This is a genomic window from Thalassotalea sp. G20_0 (genome assembly GCF_017744175.1).
Taxonomy (GTDB): Bacteria; Pseudomonadota; Gammaproteobacteria; order Pseudomonadales; family Endozoicomonadaceae; genus Endozoicomonas.
Genome location: NZ_JAGHQV010000160.1, coordinates 1 through 2087, shown reverse-complemented (window position 1 = coordinate 2087; position 2087 = coordinate 1). Strand labels below are relative to the sequence as shown.

At 36.6% G+C, this 2087-nt stretch carries 4 protein-coding genes; 1 reads left to right on the top strand and 3 read right to left on the bottom strand.

Annotated elements, in window-relative coordinates; genetic code table 11:
• Window positions 1-238: hypothetical protein (locus tag J7438_RS25210; protein ID WP_209278800.1), on the top strand; the 238-nt coding region annotated here is incomplete at its 5' end.
• Window positions 239-491: 253 nt separating this feature from the next.
• Here J7438_RS25210 and J7438_RS25205 read toward each other — a convergent pair.
• The 3 genes from J7438_RS25205 to J7438_RS25195 all read right to left on the bottom strand — a co-directional run.
• Window positions 492-941, bottom strand: coding sequence for a hypothetical protein (locus J7438_RS25205; protein WP_209278799.1), 450 nt, complete (start codon window positions 939-941; stop codon window positions 492-494).
• Between the two features lie 241 nt (window positions 942-1182).
• Window positions 1183-1581, bottom strand: a complete 399-nt coding sequence (locus J7438_RS25200; RefSeq protein WP_209278798.1) for a hypothetical protein — start codon at window positions 1579-1581, stop codon at window positions 1183-1185.
• 20 nt (window positions 1582-1601) lie between these two features.
• A partial coding sequence (locus J7438_RS25195) for an ankyrin repeat domain-containing protein (RefSeq protein WP_209278797.1) occupies window positions 1602-2087 on the bottom strand: 486 nt, incomplete at its 5' end.

Sequence of the window (2087 nt, the reverse complement as noted above, 5' to 3'; positions counted from 1 at the left end):
TATTTTGAATGATGTCCTACCAAACTCATCCTGTTTTGGCTCATTTGAAGCCGTTTTGGGAGCGGGGCGGACCATTCCATCAGGTCTTTCATTTTGCAAATATCTTGTTTATCACCATAAACGACAACTGTTATGCAAAATGAAAGACCTAATGACCTTGATTTACTCTGATTGGAGTGCTGGTTGTTTCTGGCTTTGTTATTACCCAACTGATATAAAAAATACAGACGGTTTATAACTGCACCAAAGAACCGGTTTTTATTTTATTGCAGACTAACCGTTTCATAAAAACTCTAAGGTTAAATTTCAAAAATCGTCTTCAATGCTTGAGATAGATCTTTGAACTCTACCTGGCTGCCAGTTGAGTTGATCTGTAAACGGGCGGGGCTGTTTGATGACTCAAGCCGGTCAAATTCAATGTGAATTTTCTGATCTTTCTTGATGTTATGCAGTAAATTGATGGGGCCACTGCAAACCTTAAAATTCTTTTTTTACAATGATGTGTCAATATCATCAGTTTCGTTGAGCCTTTTTAATTCATTGCGAATTTTATTGATGACGCTATCGATTTTTTTTGGCTGCTGTTTTTTCAGGTTATTCTGCTGCTTGGCTACTAAGATTTTTCTGCTTTTTTTTGCGGTGTTAACAAATTCCTTCTGAAGTTCCTCCTGAAGTTCTTCCTCACTAGTGTTAACAGCATCAGAAATTTTCTTAAGCAAGCCTTTTAAATTCGCATGTTTAATAATTCCCTCAATAAACTCTAACTCTAATGGTATTAGGCCAAAAATGTCTTTAATTGGAGCCACGAAAAAATTGCGCACCATTTTTGGCAGATCACAATCAACCAGACATAACTTTATATTCACACTGACTCTGGCTTTTGATTGCTCTTTTTTGTCAATACTTTTTGCCGTAAAATGCCATCTTTCATATTTATCCAAGAATTCAATAATTTTACTTTTGGTGCCTTCAATATGGAAAGGATAGCCATCCAGTGATAAATTATTATCAAGTTCAAATCCAGGTATAAATTGTATGGGAACGTAGATTCGTTTCCAGTCTTCAGGATTTTTGGTATTGAGGTTTCTTTTAATTCCGGAATAGCCGAAAATTGCATCTTCATGGCTGCCTTTAATAATTTTATCAACAAAATCCTTTGCTAAAACAACAAAGGAGTTAACTTCAGGGCAAGGGATAAAATTCTATTTTGTTGTTAAGCTCTTCTTTAAAAAAACTTTCCAGGTAATTGTTTTTGCCATAAGCTGCTGCATACAGAAATAACCTAGAAAGCTGGTCACTACCTTCTTTTATTATTTTTTTGGTTTTGATCATTTTTATCAGGCATTCGTTTTTGTTGTCACTATGAATAGTAAAAAGTAGTGGTAAAACCCCTTGTTTATTTCCAGCATGGAAATAATTATGTCTATTTTTAACTTCTTTTTCGCAGACCACTTGCATAAATGTTATATTACCGTTATAAGCTGCATAGTGCAGCGGAGTATTATCGTCCACGTCAGGTTTAATAATATCTTTATAACATTTATCATTTTCTTTCAGCCAATTAATTCTCTTCTCTGACATGGCTATACGATGCAGTAGCGTTATACCTTTGTTATTTTCTCATGCACATCAGCTTTAGCCTCTATCAGCTCTCTTACGCATGCCTCAGTATCAGCCAGGAGCAGTGGCGTGTCACCATTTTCATCTTTATCATTGATCCATGTTAATTCTTTGAGTTCTTTCTTCAGTTTGAGATCTTTCTCCAGTTTGGGTTCTTTCAGTAGTAGTAACCGAAGACAATCTCTGTGTCCCTCCTCGGCTGCGTAGTGCAGGGGTGTCCTCTCTCTTTTATCTTTAAGCTTGATGGATTCCAAGTTCCCTTCACGTATCGCTTTCTCCAGAAATTTTTCCAGGTACTTTTTGTTGCCTTTTTCTGCAGCGTAGTGCAGGAGTGTTTTACCGTCAGTTTCGTCCTGATCTTCCAGGCGTATCCTATTGACCAGTAACTCTGTAGTATCTTTGTTGTAATAATCTTTATCGATGGCTAATCGCAGGGCATGACTGATATTTTCGGGCGAGAAATGCTT

Excerpts from the sequence above, each read along its gene's own strand:
- J7438_RS25200 (WP_209278798.1), bottom strand. The coding sequence starts at position 1,581 with ATGTCAGAGAAGAGAATTAATTGGCTGAAAGAAAATGATAAATGTTAT.